Source organism: Mycolicibacterium sphagni, assembly GCF_002250655.1.
In the GTDB taxonomy this organism is placed as follows: Bacteria; Actinomycetota; Actinomycetes; order Mycobacteriales; family Mycobacteriaceae; genus Mycobacterium; species Mycobacterium sphagni.
Window position 1 is genome coordinate 265,408 of record NZ_NOZR01000004.1, and the last position, 17,863, is coordinate 283,270.

Below are 17,863 nucleotides of genomic sequence, written 5' to 3' on the forward strand. Positions count from 1 at the left end.
TCAGGAGCGCCGATGTCTGAGCCGGAGCAACCTGGGGCCGGTGAGCGCGATGCCACCGTCCAACAGACCAACTTCATCGACGGCTTCCTACGCTCGCCGTTGTCCGGTATCGCCCCCTGGGTCCTGATGGCCATCATGTCGGGACCGGGCCGCTTCGGGCAGTCTGCGGCCGCGTCGCTGACCCTCACCCTCATCGTGATGTGGGCGGGCAGCCGACGCGGCATCAAGGTCCACTCGCTGGAAGTGTTCGGTGCCGTGGTGTTCGCCGTCTTCGTCGGCTTGGGCATCTTCGGCTCCTCAGCGCTGATCAGCACCCTGGAACTGTGGGCCGGCGAGATCACCAATGGCGCTCTGGCCGCCTACGCCCTGGCCACCCTCGTGATCCGGAAGCCTTTCACGATCGCCTACGCCCGCGACACCGTTGACCCCGAGCACTGGAACAGCCCGCTGTTCGTCCGCGTCAACTACATCCTGACTGCGGTGTGGGCCGGTGCGTTTGTAATCAACACGCTCGTCGGCTCGTTCGGCGACGCCGTCTTGCACGACGGCGATAACTTCTGGACGGGCTGGATCGTGCAGCTCGCCGTCACCCTGGCTGCCGTCGCCATCACCGACTTCTACCCGGGCTATGCGCGGGCAAGATTCCTGGCCGCACGCGGCGAAACCGTCCAATCCGCAGCATCTTTCGGCCATCTGTTGGATTGGCTGCCGGGTTTCGGTATCGGTATCGGTGTCGCCGGCTGGGTCAGCGATTCGTTCTCGGCGGGCGTGGGTATCGCGCTGATCGCTATCGGTGTCGTGGCCGGCGCGGCCACGCGAAAACTGTTCCCCGAGGAGAAAGAGGAAACGACATGACAAAGCTGTCGGTCATCTACTATTCGGCCACCGGTCACGGCAAAGCGATGGCCGACAAGGTCGTCGCAGCGGCAGAATCGGCGGGAGCCGAAGTGCGCCTTCGGCACATCACCGAGACCCGCGACCCCGCGTCCTTCGCCCAGAACCCCGCCTGGACGGCTAACTACGAAGCGACGAAGGACGAGCCCGCTGCCTCCGGCGACGATATCGTCTGGGCCGACGCAGTCATCTTCGGCACTCCCACCCGATTTGGCTCTCCCGCATCGCAATTCCGCACATTCATCGACTCACTGGGCGGCTTGTGGGCTCAGGGCAAGCTCGCCGACAAGGTCTACGCCGCGTTCACGTCTTCGCAGACTGCCCACGGCGGTCAAGAGACGACCCTTCTCGCCCTGTACATCACATTGATGCACTTCGGTGGCATTCTTGTGCCGCCCGGCTACACCGATCCGATCAAGTTCAGTGACGGCAACCCCTACGGAGTCAGCCATATCACCGGCCCAGAGAACAAGAATGAAATCGACGAGGCTACTGCGGCTGCCCTTGATCATCTGGCACGGCGAGTGGTCACCATCGCCTCGCGACTGCAGGCGTCCGCTGGAAACGCTTAGCCGCGCAGGTTATTAGCGAGCTGACGCAACGCGTCGTCAACTCAACGGCCGCTGGTTAGCGACCGGCGTCTTCGTATCGCTGCGCGATGGCCACGAGTTCCTCGCGAACCGTTGACGGGGGCAGCGCGTTGATGCGTGCGTACAGACGACGGCGGGTCATGGCCCGCTTCATATCGTTGCGAAACTGCGCAATCGACATTGTGTTCTCAACTCCTAGATAACCCCCGGTTCTTCAGGGGTGTGTTCGCTATCGACGTTCCGCATTCTGGGATCGCCAGCTTGGGGAACCACTCGATCGTTGTTGTTAATTTCGCGTAAATCAACTTTGGCCGTGTGAGTTTGGCTACAGCGCCCGTTTTCCCAGCTCGATACCCAAGAGTCGTGTGACGGCCAGCACGGCCGATGTGAGGTGTGATCGGTTTCGCTGAGCGCGCTCGAGTGGCGAGCCTCAGTCCTGCAAATAGCGGGTGACCATGTCGACCAATAGCTGACGCTCACGCTGCCACTCGAAGTGCGAGTCGACGATCATCTCGACCAGCACCATTCCGCGCAGCGACGACCAAATGACTTCCGCCACAACGGGATCATCCGAGATGAGCCGGCCAAGCTGGTTGATCGCCGTGTTCATCTCCAGCAGGTGGCGTTTCGCGCTGTCGCCGAGGGTGCCGCGGGTGGCGCGCAGAATTTCGAACGCAGCCAACGACGTTGGGCTGCTGTAACAGCGGAATGCGGTATCGACGACAACTTCGATCCGCTCCCGCAACGCGAGATCGGCGACGTCGGCCTCGCCGAGACTCTTGAGTAGCCCGGCGACGCCTTCGTCGACCACCGCCATCAGCAGACCGTTGCGGTCCCCGAAGTGATACTGAATCACTCCCCAGGTGACGCCGGCGCGCTCGGCGACATGCTTGGCGGTCGCGGCCAGAAACCCCTCCTCGACCACGCAGCGGACCGTCTCGTCGATGATCATCGCCCTGGTGTCATCGCCCCGTTTGCGCGGCGACTGGGTCTGGCGGGTGGGAGGAGTGCCGAGCGCCTTCACATCGTTGACTTTATAACATTGACCCGACTATGTTTCGCATTGTGAGCCAGCCCCTCAGTCGATACGCCCAGTTGTCCCGGGCGGAACTTGCCGTCCTCGTACCCGAATTACTGCTGATCGGGCAAATGATCGATCGCTCCGGCATGGCCTGGTGCATCCAGTCCTTTGGCCGGCCCGAAATGCTCCAGATCGCCATCGAGGAATGGGCCGGTGCCAGCCCGCTCTACACCAGGCGCATGCAGAAGGCCCTGAAGTACGAGGGCACCGACATCATCACCATCTTCAAAGGCCTGCAGCTCGACATCGGCGCCCCGCCGCAGTTCATGGACTTCCGCTACACCGTCCACGACCGCTGGCACGGCGAGTTCCACCTCGACCACTGCGGTGCCCTGCTCGACGTCGAGCCGATGGGGCCGGAGTACGTCAAGGGCATGTGCCACGACATCGAGGACCCCACCTTCGACGCCACCGCCGTCGCGACCAACGCCAGGGCTCAGGTGCGCCCGATCCACCGCCCGCCGCGCACTCCCGCGGACCGCACGCCGCACTGCGCTTGGACTGTCATCATCGACGAGTCCTACCCCGAGGTGACGGGCATCCCGGCCCTCGCCGTCGTGGCGCAAACACAGGCCGCCAATTGGGAGCTCGGGCCGATCGATCCGGACGATGAGGGCCAGGCCGACTACTCGGGCGCCCTGCTGTCCGACGTCGATTTCGGGGCGTTCTCGCACTCCGCTCTGGTACGCATCGCCGACGAGGTGGTGCTGCAGATGCACCTGCTGAACCTGTCGTTCGGTATTGCGGTCCGGGCCCGCGCCGGTGACAACACCCAGCTGGCCACCGACATCTGCACTAAGCAGCTCACCGGCATCGCCGGCGTGGCGACCGAACGGATCAAGCGAGCCCTCAAGCTGTCCAACGACTTTGACGGTTTGGCCAAGGTTCTCGAACTGCACCCGCTGTTCAATCCCGCCGGGTATGTCGTCGCCGAGATCGAAGGCGGCCGTCTGCATGTCCACCCCTCGCCGTCACACGACGACGGCTCCTGGGTGTCGCTGTGCTCCCCGGCTTCACCCGCACCGCTGCAGGCCATCGCCACCGCGGTCGACCCGCATATCGCGGTGCGGATCTCTGGAACCGGCGACGACTGGACCGCCGAGTTCGAGAAGACCGACACCGCTGCCAAGGACTCTCCCGAGGTGGAGGTCACCAAATTCAGCCAGGGCGTCACCTTCGTATTCGAGGAGCGACGTTCCCTTCCGCTGACGGTGGTGTAGCCGATGGCCCGCCGCGTCGTGCAGTGGGGCACCGGGGCGGTGGGGGTCGAAGCCATTCGCGGCATCGTCGACCATCCGAACCTGGAATTGGTTGGGGCCAAGGTCTATTCCGAGCAGAAGGCCGGTATCGACGCCGGCGTGCTAGCCGGGCGTGAGCCGATCGGGGTCACTGCGGCGATCGATATCGACACCGCCGGCGTCGATGCCGTCCTGTACGCGCCCCGCCACCCGTCGGTCGACGAAGTCGCAGCCATCTTGGCGTCTGGCGCGAATGTCATCACCACGGCGTTCGCGTTCCACCCTGCCCGGATGGCACAGCACGACCGGGGCCGCCTGCAGCAAGCCTGCATAGAAGGAAGCAGTTCGCTGCACGGAACCGGCTTGAACCCCGGAAATCTCGGCGTCGTCATCCCGCTGGCGCTGACCGGGATGTCGCGGACCATCGAGCACGTCCGGGTGCAGGAGCGCGCCGATTGGTCGGTCTACGACAGCGTCGAGATCACCTTCGACCAGATGCACTTCGGCAGCCCACTCGACGAGGTCGATGCCCAGACCGACGGACTGCGATTCACCAGTCAGCTTTTCCAGGAACAGGTTTGGCTACTCGGGGATGCGCTGGGGCTCGGGGTCGACGAGGTCACCACCGACCTGGAAGTGATCCCCGCCAGTGCCGACCGCGACGTGTGCGGTCGTACCCTGCGTGCCGGAACTGTTGCCGGCCAGCACTGGCGGTGGTCGGGCTTGCGCAACGGCGAGGCGGTCGTCGAGGTCGAAACCCTCTGGACTGTGGGCGAACCCCAGCCGACGCACTGGCCGACACCCCAACACGGGTGGACTGTCACCATCGAAGGCACACCCTCTATGCAGGCCCATTTGATGACACTGGCCAGCTTTCGCCGTGACGTTCCGCTGGCCGAGCATGTCCGGTCAGCCAGCGTGGCCACCGCGATGCAGGCTGTGAACGCCGTTGTTCCGGTGTGCAGCGCCGCTGCTGGTTTCACCACCATGGCTGACCTGCCGTTGAGCCTCTACCGAAGTTCAACTTGTCGACGGGACCAGGAATAACGCGCACACTGGCAGCTATGGAGAACAACGGACCGTTCGGGTTCGATCCCGACGATATCGATCGCGTGGTGCGGGAGGCCAGTGAAGGCCTTCGGGACGCCTTCGGGCGATTTCTGAACAGCTCCGGAGGGGGTGCCGGATTCGGGGTGCTCTTTGACGAGTTCAACCGCCGTTCCCGGCCCCGGTCACAACCGGAGACTGCGGGGGAGGCCGGCGACGGGGTGTGGGCCATCTACATCACCGACGCCGACGGTAAGGCGCACGTCGAGCAGGTCTACCAAAGCGAACTGGACGCGCTGCGCGCCAACAAACGCAACACCGACGCCCACCGCAGTGTGCGGTTCTTGCCATACGGCATCGACGTCAGCGTCCTGGACGCAGCCGCGGACGACGAACCCGACGAGGCCGAGTAGCTACGTCGTCAAGACCATGCGGTAGCGCGCACGGCCCTGCTCCATTGCCGCGTAGGCCTCCGCGGCCTCGGCGAGGGGCCGTTCTTCGATGCGGGCTCGGACCCCCGAGAGCACCGCGAAATGCATGGTGTCTTCGACGTCGGCCGACGTGCCCGCGGGATGCCCGACGATGCTGAAGTTGCCGAATAGTAGCTCGCCTGGACTGACCGGCAGCGGATCGAACGTGGCCCCGATGGCCACCAGCTCACCCTGCGGGGCCAACCCGCCAACCGTGGCGGCCATCGCCGCCGAATTGGCCGCGGTGGCCAGCACCACCTGAGCTCCACCGAGTGCCTGCAGAGCCTCAGCGACATCGCTAGTGGTCGAGTCGATGTAGTGATGGGCACCCAAGTCTTTCGCGTCCTTCTCCTTGCTTGCGCCGCGGGCGATCGCGATGGTCTCGAAACCCATGGCCCGAGACCACTGCAGGCCCAGGTGTCCAAGTCCACCGATACCCAGAACGGCGACACGGTCTCCGGGCTGGGCGCGGGTATGGCGCAGCGCGTTGTAGGTCGTCACGCCCGCGCAGCTCAGCGGTGCGGCTTCGGCGAACGACAATCCGTCGGGGATCCGGGCCAGTGCGGTGCGAGGCGCGGTCACCGACTCGGCGTAGCCCCCCGGGTAGTGCCAACTGGGCACCTCGAGGTTCACACACTGCATGAACTGTCCCTTGCGACAGGGCAGGCACTTGTTGCAGTTGCCGCCGAACCAGCCCACCGCCACCCGATCACCGATCGCGAATTCGTCGACACCGTCGCCGAGTTCGGCTACGGTTCCGGCGATTTCGTGCCCAAGAGTGACGGGCCAGGTCATGTTGGCGAAGGCGCCGGCGACGAAGCCGTGGTCGGTGCCGCATATCCCGCAGGCGTTGACCGCGATGCGCACATGGCCGGGAGGCGGCGACGTGGTCTCCACCTCCGCCAGCTCCAGCGGCGCCCCGGCTGATTTCACGTGTACTGCGCGATGTGTGGGCATCTCTTCCTCTCGGTTCAGTTGTGGCGCTGGGTATGCTGGGATTAACTCAGCATAAGGGTCTTTGACCCCATTCTCCCGCCAAGTCCGGTCGTGCGGCCCCTAATTCGGGAGACAAGGGCGTTTGACCGCAACGCTGGACCGGTCGCACATTCAGACCGACGGCATCTACACAGAGATGCCGTCGTTGTGCGCCTTATGCGTGCAGGGGAGGGGTGGCGCCGAGATAGTTCGCCACTCCCTGCGCGACCGCCTGCGCGTAGGCGGACCGTCCCTGCACGCTGGACAAAATCGCTGCGTCGGCGCTGTTCCTCATGTTGCCCATCTCGATAAGAATCGAGGGGTATTGGGCCAAGTTCAGTCCCGCCAGATCCGAGCGTCCGTAGAGGCCATCGTTGCCCCGATAGGTCGACGGCTGCATTCCAGCGGCGACGAGCTGGTCACGCATGGTTTGAGCGAACCGCACGGCAGGTCCCGCCTGCGCATTGTTGAGCGGCGGGCTGGAGTAGTTGACGTGGAAGCCCCGTCCGTCCGCCGGGCCGCCGTCAGCGTGGATGCTCACGATCGCGTCGGGCTGCAGAGCGTTTGCCATTGCCGCGCGTTGATCCACACAAGGCCCCAGCGCATTGTCATTGCCTCTGGACAGCGCCGTTCGCACCCCCAGTGCGCTGAGCGCCGCACGGATTCTCAGCACGGTATCCCAGTTGAAGGTGTGCTCGGGATATCCGTTGTCAGTGGTGGTTCCAGTGGTCTGGCACTCTTTGGTGCCGCCGCGGCCCGTGGGAACCTGGTCGTTGATTGACGCGTCGTTCGCGCCGTTGTGGCCGGGATCGAGGAACACGATGCGGCCAGCAATCGACGAGGCGGCATTCGCTGTCGGCGATGCCATCAGAGGAATGGTGGGCAGGCTGAGTAGGACTGGCGCACTTGCCGCATACCGCAACAGGTTCCGTCGCGATAGCGAGCCGCGGCAGCCCGACTGCGCGAGCGAATCATGGTCTTGCACGTGGGCACTGTAGCCAGCCAACCTTGGGGCCGACATAGGCGCGCGGAGGCCGATATCGAATTGTGTCCGCGATGTCAAACCTGGAGCGGCGCGCTTCCCGCGACAGCAGCGAAATCCCCGCGTGCACAGAGACATCGCTATCGCCTGTGCGACGAGCGGCCGTGCCCCGCAGGGACGTCATCCCTGCATGCGCGCTGTGAATAACATTCAAATACTCCTACAAGTGTTAGATCCATGCTGCGGACTCGGGTCCCGCGGTGTTGACTGCAGTCATGACCCCGGTTGGCCAACGGTGATCGCCGGGAAGTCTCCCTGATTGGAGTAGTGATGAGGTTTCGGCGTGCGAAAACGTATTCCGCGATAGTCGGCGTCGGCGCGATCATCGTGGCCGGCGCTATGGTTGGGCAGACTGGCAGTCCGTCGTCTGTAAACGTTGCTGGTTCTGGAGATTCGGCAACCGGCACTACATACACCTCCCCGACGATCCCAGGGATGAGCCTGAACCCCACCGCGATGTCCATCGGGCAGACCACGTCTACGACAGTCGCCGCAACGAGCCTGGCGATCGAGGTGGCGACTCCCACCGTCACACCGTCTGCGGTGGCGCCATGTGCAAACAACGGTGTGGTCCTTCCCGGCGGGTGTCATTGACAGATTGGGTTACTCACGACTGAGCGCGCCCACAGCGGGTGTTGGTGCTCGTTGGTGGCCACCGTCGCCGCACCCGAAGGTGATGATCAGTGTGGCAAAGGCGGCATACTGGCCAGACAACCCTGAGATGGTGTCCTGATGTCTTCGATGAAGTACCGGCTAGGCCTTTCGAGCCTCGTGGCAGCGAGCGTCTTCGCTGTGATCTGGATCGGCTTCGCCTCGGATTGGGCCTGGCTGAGTGCGATCGACAACTCGCTGCTGCGAGTAACTCATGATTTCGGTATCAAGCATCCCGCGTGGATCTCGTTCTGGGTGACCGTTTCCGCACTGCTCGGGCCACCGGCGTTCCGTTTTGTCGCCATACCCTTCATCGTCGTGGCGCTGGTAGAACGCCGCTGGCGGGCCGCGTGCTTCTTGGCGCTCACGATCGGAGTGTCGGATGACCTCTCGGATGCTGTCAAGAACATCAGCGACCGCCCCCGTCCGCCGTCAGCATTGGTAGCCGGCACCTCGACATCCTTCCCCTCGGGACACGCGCTCAGTGCAACTGTCGGCGTGCTCGCGCTACTAACGGTCTGCTGGTCACTCATCCCGAAGCGGCTGCACACACCCTCGATCGTGATCGGAACCGTTGTCGTCGTCACCGTCGGGGCTGCACGAGTCCTGCTCAATGTGCACAATCCGTCGGATGTCGTCGCCGGATGTGCTCTGGGCTACCTGTACTACTTGTTCTGTCTGGCTGTGGTGACGTTGAGCCCGCCATGGCGCGCCCCTCTTGACCAGTTGGCGCTGACCCGTCGGCGATCCCGCGGAGCGGCCCCCGACCGCGAGGGCAGCCAGAACGCCGCGTCTGCCCCACCGTCGGCGAAATGAGCTGTGGGCGAGTCGGTTACCCGCATATTCGGTGATCGCCTGCCGAGCTTTTCACCGACTGTGTGGCTGCAGGCCTCCCCCAGCGGTGTCGCGTGGGTCAAACACGTGACCGAAGGTGCCGGCATCGGCCACCGACCGGCGCGTCAGCGTCAATCGAGAATGCGCCGGGCGACGTTAGTGGTCACCAGGTCCAGCAACTCGTCGGCGCGGCCGGCCAGGATGGTGCGGATCGCGTACAACGTGAATCCCTTAGCCTGCTCGGCGGTTATTGCCGGCGGAATGGACAATTCCTGGGGTGCTACCACGACGTCGATCAGCGCCGGCCCGTCGTGGGCCAGCGCGTCGGCCACCGCCTGCTCTAGATCCGCAGGCTGTTCGACTCGGCGCCCGAAGATCCCGATCGCTCGCGCGACGGCGCCGAAATCGGGGTTCTTCAGGTCGGTGCCGAAGTTGACCACCCCGGCAGCCTTCATCTCCAACTCGACGAAATTGAGCGACGAGTTGTTGAAGACGATCACCTTCACAGGCAGGTTGTTCTGCACCAGCGTGAGCAGCTCGCCGAACATCATCGTCAGGCCGCCGTCGCCGGCCAGTGCGATCACCTGGCGGCCCGGGAAGGCGGTCTGCGCGCCTATCGCGTGTGGCAGCGCGCAGGCCATCGTCCCGTGGGTGAACGATCCGGAGATTCGGCGCCTGCCGTTCATCGTCAGATAGCGCGCCGCCCAAATCGTCGGCGAGCCGACGTCGAAGGTGAAAACGGTGTCGTCGGAAGCGAGCTGATTCACCACTCCGGCAACGTATTCCGGGCGGATTGGTGTGCGGTCGCGGTCGTTGACCGCCAGCGCGTCCAGGGATTTGCGGGTGCGCCGGTAATGGTCGAGCGACCTGTCCAGATGGGCCCGGTCAACCTTGCGGGATAGCAGCGGCAGCAGTGCGTCGATGGTGTCTTTCACCGTGCCGACCAAGCCCAGGTCGACCGGTGTTCGCCGGCCGAGGTGGCTCCCCCGGAGATCGACCTGAATGACGCGGGCGTCCTCGGGATAGAACTGCGAGTAGGGGAAGTCGGTGCCCAGCATCAGCAGGACGTCGGCTTCCTTGATCGCTTTGTAGCCGGAGGCAAAACCGAGCAGCCCCGTCATCCCGACGTCGAACGGGTTGTCGTATTCGATGTGGTCCTTGCCGCGGAACGCATGCACGATCGGCGAATTCAGCGTGTCCGCGAGCCGGATCAACTCGGCATGCGCGCCAGCGGTTCCCGCGCCGCCAAGGATGGTCACCCGCGTTCCCGCATTCAGGATGGCCGCCGCGTGACGCAGCGAGTCGTCGTCGGGGCGCAGTACCGAGCGGGTCGGCAGAACCGGACGGGTGTTCCACGCCCCCTCGGGCAGCTTGGCCAGGAACACCTCGCCGGGGATCACCAGCACCGCCACGCCGTTCTGCTCGACAGCGGCCCGCATCGCGATCTCGATCAGACGTGGGGCCATTTCCGGCGTGCTAACCAACTCGCAGTACACGCTGCACTCGCGGAACAGCTCCTGGGGATGCGTCTCTTGGAAATAGCCCGTCCCGACCTCGGCCAGCGGAATGTGTGCGGCGATCGCCAGCACCGGCACGCGGGTGCGCTGCGCGTCGTAGAGGCCGTTGATCAGGTGGGTGTTGCCGGGCCCGCAGCTGCCGGCGCACACGGCGAGCTGACCTGTGAGAGCAGCGTCGGCGGTCGCGGCGAAAGCCGCCGTCTCTTCGTGGCGGACGTGCTCCCAGGTGATCCCCTCGGAGCGCCTGATCGCATCGGTGAACCCATTGAGGCTGTCGCCGGGCAATCCGTAGACCCGCCTGACGCCGCTGGATTGCAGCGCCGCCAACATGTGCTGTGCGACGGTCCGCACGGCTAGACCTCAGTGGCGACGGTCAACTGCGCTTCGGAGCGCCGACGATCGGCGGCGAAGCACAGCAAGCTGGCCAGGAAAGCGACAACGGTTATGGCCGCCGCCGTTCCCGACGCACCGGGACCGGTGGTCCCCAATGTGCTCAGGAACAGCGCGAACGCCACGATGGCGGTGAGGTTCAGCACGAGTCCCACAGTACGGAGGAGCTCGCCCGAAGCGCTATCCCCATCGTTCATTGCTGCTCCCAATTGTCGAGTCGTGCTGGCTCCATTCCCCGCCGAACGGCCGGTCGAAACGTGCGGCCCACCAGATGGAAGTTGTCGGTGGGGGCAGACCCCAATGAAATTGACAGCGTCGTAACGGTTGACCAGCGGATAACTGAAAAACCCGTCCCGTTCGGGCACGGCTCCACCTCAGATACGGGAGGCGCCTACTGAGTCGCTAAATGCGAAGCAGCACTAACGATTCAGACGGATGTCAGACCCGAGTGTCCCGCCACGTGCAGGTAGTCGTGAGGATCGACTTCGTTCCACACTGCGGCGTAGATCGCCACCTTGAGGGCCTGCGCCGGTTCTTCGACGTTCATCAGGTCGGCGATTTCGTCGTAGCCGTAGTACAAGACCGACAATGCCGTGGTCGTCAGCAAGACGTTGTTAATCGCTACCTGCGCGGCGTCCCGGTGGCCCTGGGCGGCCTGGAACAACGCAGGCACCAGATCGGCGATCGACACCGCGGCGCCCAGTCCGGGGACCATCTGCGATACCCGCCAGCTGAGCTCGTAGAGCTCGCGCACATAGGGCTGCGACTCGGCGGGAAACAGTGCTACCAAGCCTTTTTCGGTGTTCCACACCGCAGTGGGCATCCCGTACGGCTTGGGATCGTCAGCCCGGAACGGGTCCGGCGTCTCAGGCAGGTTGACGGTCGGCAACGTGACCTCACTGGCCGAAGTCGCCGCCGCGGCGGTCACCTCGGTGGTGGCCGCCTCTGGAATTGTTTGGTCCGGTGCCGGGGTAGTTGTCGACAGCGGCAACCCGGAATCGCCACGGACGTGCAGTAATGCGAACGGGTCGAAGAGGTTCCACAACGAAGCGATGAACCAGCTCTGCAGCTTCAGTGCCGGCGCTTCCAGGTTCAGGATGTCGGCGACCTCGTTGTATCCGTAGTACAGCACCGCGACCGGTTGAATCGTCACGATCAGGTTGTTGATGACGCGCTGGGCTGCAGCCTTGTCACCGGCGAAGGCATCGGGCAGTTCGGTGATGATGTTGGTGAAGGGGACGATGATGTTGACCCACGGGATCATTTGGGTCAGGCGGTAACCAAGCTCGAATCCTTCACGGGCGACTGGTTTTACCAGGTCGGGGAACACGGCCACGAAGGACTTTTCGAGCGTCCAGATCGGGCCCGGCATGTCTTGCGGGGCCGGCTCGGGCGGCATCGGCCGGAACGGGTTCCAGCTCCACGTGGGCGTGGCGGCAGCCGTCACCGCGGCGGTGGTTTCGGTGGTCGTCGTCGTGGTCGTCGTGGTCGTCGTGGTGGCTGCGACCGGCCGCGGCGCCGCATGCCCGGTGAACAAGCCCTTGAGCTTGTCGATCTGAGCGGCCTCGAACGCGGCCGCGGTGGTCTTGGCACTGGTCGCCGTCGAGGTCGTCGAGGAGGCGGAAGGGGAGTCCGAAACCGCGGCGCTGCTGGACTTGTCGCTCACCGCGGACGTCGGCTTGCTGCGCTTGGTGGCGCCGGTCGCGGACTTCTTTGGTCCCGCATCGGACTTTGCCGAATCGGAAGCGCTCGACGAACCGGATTTGCCCGTGTCAGCGCTTGCGACACCTTGGCTCGCCGCGGCGATGGCCGCGCCTACCCCCACTGCAACAGCGACCCCGCCGACATAACCGACGTATTTGCTTGACCCCATTTGCTGCCCCTTCGCTAACCCATGGGGATAGTAGACGAGGGGGCTGGTCAGGACCACCCGAAACGGTGAATGGCGCGGTTCGGGATGCTTGCCCCTGGTCGACGCTGGGGTTACTCAGCGACTTCACAGTTGCCCACGGCGTCAATTGATGAGTGGGAGAAGCCGAGGTCATCCTATGTTTGCGCACGCCGTCGGGCGGCCCTGGCTTCCGAGTCGACCGGCACCAGATTTGCCGATTCGGGCGGCCCTGTCGGCGTGGCGTCGCCTCGGCGCGACCGGCTGTGAATCGACTGTTTAGAGCGGGTTTGCACCCGGCATCGTGACGACACAGCACAGTTGTTTGCTAGCCGCAGCAGCGGCTCGGCGGGGCGTCTTTACGCAGCTCAGTGGCCCTACGTGAGGGGCCAGTAAAGAAGGTTAACGGCAAAGGTATGCCAGCAAGCCCCCCAGGTACATCAGCCTCAAGGATTCGCCTCTATGGTTTACCGGTGCCTGATATTGATCGTCGACACTTGATGCTCATGGCGGGGTTCGGCGCGGTCGCCGCCGCCCTGCCCATGCCCGCGGCGGGAGCCACCACACCGACACGCCCACAAGCACCGGCGCCCAGCGCAGCGGCGCCGGCCTACCTGTTTCACGACGAGTTCGACGGTCCGGCGGGTTCAGCCCCCGACCCCGCGAAATGGAACATCTCCAAGGCGCGTGAGCTCATCAAGAATCCGGTGTTCTGGGACCGGCCCGAAAACATGGGCCAGTATCGCGACGATCGCCAGCACGTCTTTTTGGACGGCAAATCCAATCTGGTGATCCGAGCGACGCGGGACAACAAGAACAAGTACGTCAGTGGGAAGGTCACCGGAACCTGGTGGGGCGGAATCGGAACCACCTGGGAAGCCCGGATCAAGTTCGATTGCCTGACCGCGGGGGCCTGGCCGGCCTGGTGGCTGATGAACGACAGCCCCGAGGTGGGCGGTGAGATCGACCTGGTGGAGTGGTACGGCAACGGCGATTGGCCCGCTGGCACAACCGTTCACGCGCGTCTGGACGGTACGTCGTTTGCGACCCAGCACGTCGGGGTGGACAGCAACTGGCACACCTGGCGCGTGACGTGGAACGACTCCGGGATGTACTTCTGGCAGGACTACGTCGACGGCGCCGAGCCGTACTTCACGGTGCCGGCGTACTCCCTCGACGACTGGCCGTTCAACTTCCCCGACTACCGGGTGTTTCCGGTGCTGAACCTGGCCGTCAGCGGCTCGGGCGGCGGGGATCCGCGGCCAGGCACCTACCCGGCGGACATGCTCATCGACTACGTCCGGGTCTGGTAGACAGGTCAGCTCATGCCCGCGGCGATCGCCTGGTCCACCTCGTCGACGCGGGCGGCCATCTCGGCGTGCGCCTTGTCCAGTGACTCGGCCTGATCCTCGTCGGCTTTCATCAGCGCCTCGATGTCAAGGCCGGCCAAGTCGTGAACACCCATGTCCCTGAAGGCATTTTGCACCTTGTCGCCCCACAGCCCGATGTCTTTCACGATCGGCACGATGCGGCTGAACAGGTGCGACCGGAACTGGATCATCAGCGGCGAGTGGTCAACCCACTCGGCGCACTCCTCGACGTCCAGGCCGAGCCTCTCCATAACTTCTTCGCCGCGGAACCGGTCGCGCATCAGGTAGCAGGCATCGACGACGAATTCCTCGCGGTCGTTCCGCTCAGCAGTGGTCAGCTCGGAGTAGTAGTCCTTCAACGAGATTCGGCCGAAGGCGACATGCCGGGCCTCGTCCTGCATGACGTAGGCGAGCAACTGCTTGGCGAGTGAGCCCTCGGGTGCCAGGTCGCGCTGCACTCCGAAAGCGGCCAGTGCGAGACCTTCGATGAGGACTTGCATACCGAGATAGGGCATGTCCCAGCGGGAGTCGTTGAGTGTGTCGGCCAGGAGTGCGGACAGGTTGCTATTGATGGGGTAGACGAGGCCGACCTTCTCCTGCAGGAAGCGTGAGAACGCCTCGACGTGGCGGGCCTCGTCCATGGTCTGGGTGGCCGCGTAGAACTTCGCGTCGATGTCGGGGACGACCTCGACGATCTTGGCCGCGCACACCATCGCCCCCTGTTCGCCGTGCAGGAACTGCGAGAAATTCCAGGCCTGGTTGTGCTGGCGCATCTCGGCACGACGTTTCTCGTCTGCCGACTCCCATGCCGGGCTGCCGAACAGCGGATGGAACTCGTCGGGCATCCCGATCGGGTTCATCGGATCGACATCCAGGGACCAGTCGATGCGCGACTGGGCGTCCCACTGCTTGTCCTTGCCCTTCTGGTACAGGGACAGGAGCCGTGCCCGGCTGTCGTCGTACTCCCAGGTGAAGCGGGCGTCGCCGCCGCTGGGCACCTCCCACGAGTACGGGTCGGGCACTTCGGTGTACTTGTCCTTGGTGGTCATCTGACGCCGCCTTTCTCCCCGATACGACTCGAAAGTCATATGACGAGAATCACACTGCGCCGCATTAGGCCTTGCGTCAAGGCGCGCGGGCGCGGATTCGTGGTGACTTCAGGCCGCTACTTCCAGTGGTCCTCGAGCAATGTCGACCAGGCGTGGCTGACCTGTTTCCATTCGTCCGCGCACCCTTGTGCGCGCTCTTCAGGTAGTCCGTCTTTGGTGACCAGGTCGGCGTTGGCCTCTGGATTGGACCCGTAGATCCAGCACTGCAGGTTGTAGACGCGCTGTTGGTCCAACGAGTGGACGTCGGCCATGTCGGCTTGACCCAGCTCAGTCCGCGCCGCGGCCGATGCTTGGAACGCCCGCGCGAAGTTCGTGATGGCCTTCAATGACTCCGAATCGACCTTTCCGTTGTCGCCAGGTGTCAGCAGGATGTAGGCGGCCAACTGGTCGGCGGCGTCCTCTTCCCTGCCGGTGATCGGAAGGTTGTAGAGGTTGATCGTCATGTGACCGGCCTCGTGATAGAACGTCGCGTCCTCGGAACCGATGGCCGACGCGTTCGGGTCGGGGTCACCGTCCTTGGTGAAGATCTTCTGGCCTAGGTCGGCATCCTCGTAGCAGATGGTGACGGTCTTGTCGTTCGGGTTCCAGAAAGCATTGGCCTGACCACACTGCGATCCGTGCAGAGGGATATCGATGGGCAGCTTCAACGACGTGTTCACGTCGTCGGCGAGATCTTCGAGGACCTTGTTGTCCTGCAACAGCTTCTTCCCGTTTTGGGCTTCGGGAGTGGTGGCGTCGTCGTAAACGACCGTCATCTTCCCGCCGCTGGCGTCTGCTGATGTGGTGTCGTCCGGCCCCTTGGCCTTCGGCGCATCCGAGGCAGCGGAGCTGCCGGACGAATCGGCCTTCTGCTCATCGCCCCCGCCACCGCCGCACCCGGCCACCAATAACCCGACTGCCAGTACCGGCAGGACTTGACTACGCATGACCCGACCTCCGTGGACGTGACCCATAATCGACACGGTCGCAGATCCCGCGACTGGGCGCGGCTTCTTGGACAATTCGTGTCCTGACCACGGCAGTTCCTCAATTAGGAGATCGAAGTGACGCTGCATGTCCTTTCCGATCATCGAGACGCTCTCGGCGAAGGCCCGTGGTGGGATGCCGTCGACGACACCGTCTACTGGGTGGACAGCATCGGCTGCGCCGTTCATTGGGCCCGCCTGGGCGACGGTGAAATCGGCACACTGCCCACACCCGGTGAGGTGGGCTTCGTGGTGAAGACCGTGTCAGGAGGCCTTCTTGCCGGCTGCCGCGACGGCCTCTACACGAACGACGGCGCCAGTTGGCAGTTGAGGTGGAAGGGGGACTGGGACACCTCCGCGTTGCGCGTCAACGACGGCAAGACCGACCGCCACGGGCGCCTGTGGTTCGGCACGATGCACGACCTCGAAACCGATTCGGTTGCCCACCTTTTCAGCCTTGATGAAGGCAAGCCGCGGGCACAGCTGGACGGTGTCACCGTCTCCAACGGCCTGGGTTGGTCCCCCGACAGCGGGCTGATGTACTACGCGGACTCGCCCACCCAGACGATCCGCGTCTTCGATTACGACTCGGCAACCGGAGGCATTCGCAACGGCCGGGTCTTCGCGACCGACTCCAGGTCGTCTGAACCCGACGGTCTCACCGTCGATTCGGAAGGATGCGTCTGGTCGGCGAAATGGCAAGGGGGAAAGGTCATTCGGTACACGCCGGATGGCCGCATCGATCGCGAAATCGAGGTGCCGGTGTCCCGGCCGACGAGCTGCATGTTTGTGGGCAGCGATCTGCGCACGCTGGCGATCACGTCGGCGCTCCCGGATGCAGCCGACGCTGAACCACTGGCAGGCGCAGTCTTTTTGGTCGATGTGGGCGTGCAGGGCTTGCCCGAGAAGCGCTTCGACGATCGGCACCTGCCGGGCGGGTGCGGCTAGCCCAGAGTGCTTTGGTAGCGACGCATCCCGGCGATCCACCGTTCGTAGTCGGCGCCTTTCTGCCGGTACATGGTCAGCACCTCGGGGTGCGGCAGCACAAGGAACGTGTGATCGGTGATGGCCTGGACCACCAGGGCGGCCACAGCGTCCGGCTCGATCACTGCGCCGGCGCTGGTGACGGCGGCGCCGGCCACCCGAATCTCCGCATCAGGCGAGTCGGACATGCCCCGCAGAAGTGGGGTGTCCACACCCATCGGGCACACGCAGCTCACGCTGATTCCCTTGTCGCCGTAAGTGATGGCTAGCCATTCGGCGAAGCCGACGGCTGCGTGCTTGGTCACACTATAGGGCGCCGCACCCAGCTGGGTCAGCAAGCCTGCGGCCGAGGCGACGGCGACGAAATGTCCGCCGCCGCGCTCAAGCCATTCCGGCACAACAGCTTTGGCTGCGCGGATATGGGCGCGCAGGTTGACGTCGAGGATGTGATCCCAGGCGGCTTCGTCGTCGCCCAGGCCGGGTTGACCGGTGATGCCGGCGTTGGCGACGTAGATGTCCACCGGGCCGAAAGCCTGGCGTGCGGTGTTGAGCAGGTTGGCGATGCCGTCCGTGATCGAGGCGTCCACGCCCACCCCGACGCCTCCGGTCATCGCGGCGGTCTCCGCGGCTGAATCTGCATCGATGTCACCGGCCACCACCTTGGCGCCGCCCGATGCCAGCGCTTCGGCAATGGACCTGCCGATGCCTGAGCCGGCTCCGGTGACCACTGCTACCGCTCCGTCGACCTTCATGAGGGCATGTCTACCGGATCAAGCCGTGAACTCGTCGTCGGGAATCGAACCCGCGTAACCGCTGCG

Annotated in this window: 18 protein-coding genes; 9 read left to right on the top strand and 9 right to left on the bottom strand. The window is 64.4% G+C overall.

Annotated features, from left to right (window positions below):
- Positions 1 to 12: 12 nt before the first annotated feature.
- Both CG716_RS06895 and wrbA read left to right on the top strand, forming a co-directional pair.
- Entirely contained in the window at positions 13 to 855 is an 843-nt protein-coding gene (locus CG716_RS06895; protein WP_094477747.1) for a DUF3159 domain-containing protein, read from the top strand.
- Positions 852 to 1,466 carry an NAD(P)H:quinone oxidoreductase gene (gene wrbA / locus CG716_RS06900; protein WP_094477749.1) on the top strand — a complete coding sequence of 205 codons (615 nt, stop codon included), beginning with the start codon at positions 852 to 854 and terminating at the stop codon, positions 1,464 to 1,466. The genes CG716_RS06895 and wrbA overlap by 4 nt, the downstream gene beginning before the upstream one ends.
- Before the next feature lie 448 nt (positions 1,467 to 1,914).
- Here wrbA and CG716_RS06910 read toward each other — a convergent pair whose 3' ends face one another.
- Positions 1,915 to 2,508, bottom strand: coding sequence for a TetR/AcrR family transcriptional regulator (locus CG716_RS06910; RefSeq protein ID WP_094477753.1), 594 nt, complete (start codon positions 2,506 to 2,508; stop codon positions 1,915 to 1,917).
- Between the two features lie 29 nt (positions 2,509 to 2,537).
- Between CG716_RS06910 and CG716_RS06915 the strand changes: the two genes are divergently transcribed.
- The 3 genes from CG716_RS06915 to CG716_RS06925 are packed head-to-tail and all read left to right on the top strand — an operon-like array spanning position 2,538 to position 5,263.
- Positions 2,538 to 3,785: a hypothetical protein gene (locus tag CG716_RS06915; protein WP_207760596.1), complete on the top strand. Its 1,248-nt coding sequence runs from the start codon at positions 2,538 to 2,540 to the stop codon at positions 3,783 to 3,785.
- A 3-nt stretch (positions 3,786 to 3,788) separates the two neighbouring features.
- Entirely contained in the window at positions 3,789 to 4,850 is a 1,062-nt protein-coding gene (locus CG716_RS06920) for an NAD(P)H-dependent amine dehydrogenase family protein (protein ID WP_094477755.1), read from the top strand.
- A gap of 17 nt (positions 4,851 to 4,867) precedes the next feature.
- Positions 4,868 to 5,263: an Rv0313 family protein gene (locus tag CG716_RS06925; RefSeq protein ID WP_094477757.1), complete on the top strand. Its 396-nt coding sequence runs from the start codon at positions 4,868 to 4,870 to the stop codon at positions 5,261 to 5,263.
- Here the strand turns inward: CG716_RS06925 and CG716_RS06930 are convergent, their stop codons facing one another.
- Both CG716_RS06930 and CG716_RS06935 read right to left on the bottom strand, forming a co-directional pair.
- Positions 5,264 to 6,277 (bottom strand): alcohol dehydrogenase catalytic domain-containing protein, encoded by a 1,014-nt coding sequence (locus CG716_RS06930; RefSeq protein WP_094477759.1) that lies wholly within the window; start codon positions 6,275 to 6,277, stop codon positions 5,264 to 5,266. It lies immediately after the preceding gene.
- 193 nt (positions 6,278 to 6,470) lie between these two features.
- Positions 6,471 to 7,163, bottom strand: a complete 693-nt coding sequence (locus CG716_RS06935; protein ID WP_094477916.1) for an Rv3717 family N-acetylmuramoyl-L-alanine amidase — start codon at positions 7,161 to 7,163, stop codon at positions 6,471 to 6,473.
- 609 nt (positions 7,164 to 7,772) lie between these two features.
- Here CG716_RS06935 and CG716_RS30105 point away from each other — a divergent pair.
- The gene (locus tag CG716_RS30105) at positions 7,773 to 7,931 is read left to right on the top strand and encodes a hypothetical protein (protein ID WP_165774044.1); all 159 of its coding nucleotides are present in this window, start codon (positions 7,773 to 7,775) and stop codon (positions 7,929 to 7,931) included.
- Positions 7,932 to 8,069: 138 nt separating this feature from the next.
- The gene (locus tag CG716_RS06940) at positions 8,070 to 8,804 is read left to right on the top strand and encodes a phosphatase PAP2 family protein (protein ID WP_094477761.1); all 735 of its coding nucleotides are present in this window, start codon (positions 8,070 to 8,072) and stop codon (positions 8,802 to 8,804) included.
- A gap of 149 nt (positions 8,805 to 8,953) precedes the next feature.
- Here CG716_RS06940 and poxB read toward each other — a convergent pair whose 3' ends face one another.
- From poxB to CG716_RS06955, 3 genes are all read right to left on the bottom strand, one after another.
- Positions 8,954 to 10,690, bottom strand: coding sequence for a ubiquinone-dependent pyruvate dehydrogenase (gene poxB, locus CG716_RS06945; protein WP_094477763.1), 1,737 nt, complete (start codon positions 10,688 to 10,690; stop codon positions 8,954 to 8,956).
- 2 nt (positions 10,691 to 10,692) lie between these two features.
- A complete protein-coding gene (locus CG716_RS06950) occupies positions 10,693 to 10,875 on the bottom strand; it encodes a hypothetical protein (protein WP_133066883.1) in 183 nt (60 codons plus the stop codon).
- A gap of 281 nt (positions 10,876 to 11,156) precedes the next feature.
- Positions 11,157 to 12,602 (bottom strand): hypothetical protein, encoded by a 1,446-nt coding sequence (locus tag CG716_RS06955; RefSeq protein ID WP_133066884.1) that lies wholly within the window; start codon positions 12,600 to 12,602, stop codon positions 11,157 to 11,159.
- A 515-nt stretch (positions 12,603 to 13,117) separates the two neighbouring features.
- On the opposite strand from CG716_RS06955, the gene CG716_RS06960 reads away from it, so the two are divergent.
- Positions 13,118 to 13,930, top strand: coding sequence for a glycoside hydrolase family 16 protein (locus tag CG716_RS06960; protein ID WP_094477769.1), 813 nt, complete (start codon positions 13,118 to 13,120; stop codon positions 13,928 to 13,930).
- Between the two features lie 5 nt (positions 13,931 to 13,935).
- On the opposite strand, the gene CG716_RS06965 is transcribed toward CG716_RS06960, so the two are convergent.
- On the bottom strand, positions 13,936 to 15,036 hold the full coding sequence (locus CG716_RS06965) for a ferritin-like domain-containing protein (RefSeq protein ID WP_094477771.1): 1,101 nt from the start codon (positions 15,034 to 15,036) through the stop codon (positions 13,936 to 13,938).
- A 116-nt stretch (positions 15,037 to 15,152) separates the two neighbouring features.
- On the bottom strand, positions 15,153 to 16,022 hold the full coding sequence (locus CG716_RS06970; RefSeq protein ID WP_094477773.1) for a DUF4344 domain-containing metallopeptidase: 870 nt from the start codon (positions 16,020 to 16,022) through the stop codon (positions 15,153 to 15,155).
- Positions 16,023 to 16,139: 117 nt separating this feature from the next.
- Here CG716_RS06970 and CG716_RS06975 point away from each other — a divergent pair, with 117 nt between their 5' ends.
- Positions 16,140 to 17,009 (top strand): SMP-30/gluconolactonase/LRE family protein, encoded by an 870-nt coding sequence (locus tag CG716_RS06975; protein WP_165774045.1) that lies wholly within the window; start codon positions 16,140 to 16,142, stop codon positions 17,007 to 17,009.
- Here CG716_RS06975 and CG716_RS06980 read toward each other — a convergent pair.
- Positions 17,006 to 17,797 carry an SDR family oxidoreductase gene (locus CG716_RS06980; RefSeq protein ID WP_094477777.1) on the bottom strand — a complete coding sequence of 264 codons (792 nt, stop codon included), beginning with the start codon at positions 17,795 to 17,797 and terminating at the stop codon, positions 17,006 to 17,008. The genes CG716_RS06975 and CG716_RS06980 overlap by 4 nt on opposite strands.
- Between the last annotated feature and the right edge of the window lie 66 nt (positions 17,798 to 17,863).